The sequence below is a fragment of the Parafrankia elaeagni genome (genome assembly GCF_000374165.1).
Lineage (GTDB): Bacteria > Actinomycetota > Actinomycetes > Frankiales > Frankiaceae > Parafrankia > Parafrankia elaeagni.
Map to the genome: position 1 here is coordinate 1 of NZ_KB893704.1, position 1167 is coordinate 1167.

Sequence of the window (1167 nt, forward strand, 5' to 3'; positions counted from 1 at the left end):
TCCCGCTCGGGCAGCGTGTCCTGCCCGGTCACCACTCCGAGCCCGGCCACCGGCGCGATCTGGCGCGCGCCGACCGGCACGACGACGCCGCCAGCGCCGCCACCGCAACCGCCAGTCACCACGCCGGCAAAGCCGCCGCCGCTGCCCGCTACGCGCAGAGCCGCCTCGACGTCCCGGCCGCCCTGCGCCGCCTCACGTCCCTGGAGGCGACGCAGCGCGCGGACACCCGCGCCCTGCACGCAGCGGCACACCGCACCGTAGCCGGCGGCCCGGCCCCCCACCCCGCCTGGAAGGCCCGCGTCGAGGCGGACATCACCCAACGGGCCGCAGAGATCGCCCACTGGGCCCGGTACGTCGCCGAGCAGGAAACGGCCGGGGTGAAGGTCTGGCGGCCCGCCGACTTCCAGGCCGGTGATCTGGTGCAGGCCGCGTTCGGGGGCTGGCACCGGGTCCTGCGTGTCAACGCCCGCTCCCTGACGATCCCGCACTGAGACCTGGAAGGAGAGACCTGGCGGCTCACCTACGACAAGGTCAGCGACCACCGACCCCGCCGCTGACCCCCTTTCACGCTGATGGCCCGCCTCTGCGGAAACCGGAGAGGCGGGCCATCCCTAGTCGGGCGGTCGTACCGCCGGGGGCCAGGTCAGGGAGTGGGCGGTCCGGCCGCGGGGTGCTGGGGCGGGTCGGCACGGACCGCGGTGAGCAGGAGTGCGGCCCTGTCGGTGGAGCAGCGGTGCCCGCGTTGGCGGACACCGCGGGCCAGCGCGGTCCGGGTGACCGGTCGGCCGTGGCGGGCCAGGTCCACCGCGACCGCCCGACCGGCCGCGAGAAGCTCAGCCGGCACACCTGGCGGTCGCGGCCCGGTCTCCCCACCGCCCTCAGCCCGATCGGCACAGCGCGGCCCGGTCTCCTCGGCCCGGTCGCTCCGGTCGGTCCGGTCGGGGTCGGTGGGTGTCCGGTCAGCGGGCGGTCGGTCCGGTTCGACGGGCGGGGTGGTGCGCATCGCCGGTGCCGGCAGGATGGGTCGGGTGGGTCGGGTGGCTTTGAGTCCGGCGACCAGACCGAAGGCGGCGACCGGCCAGAGCGCCATCGTGGGTACCCATCCGCCCGCCGGACCGGTCAGGGCGTCGGGTCCGGCGGCGGTGAGGTTCGCCGCACCGGACATCC

The 1167-nt window shown here is 76.2% G+C and carries 1 protein-coding gene and 1 pseudogene; one reads left to right on the plus strand and one right to left on the minus strand.

Translation table 11 applies throughout. From position 1 onward, the window contains the following. Window positions 1-491, plus strand: a 491-nt coding sequence (locus tag B207_RS32770; RefSeq protein ID WP_018635633.1) for a DUF3560 domain-containing protein, incomplete at its 5' end; no start/stop codon positions are given. 152 nt (window positions 492-643) lie between these two features. On the opposite strand, the pseudogene B207_RS40515 reads toward B207_RS32770, so the two are convergent. Beyond that, window positions 644-1167, minus strand: a pseudogene (locus tag B207_RS40515) (hypothetical protein); the annotation flags it as partial.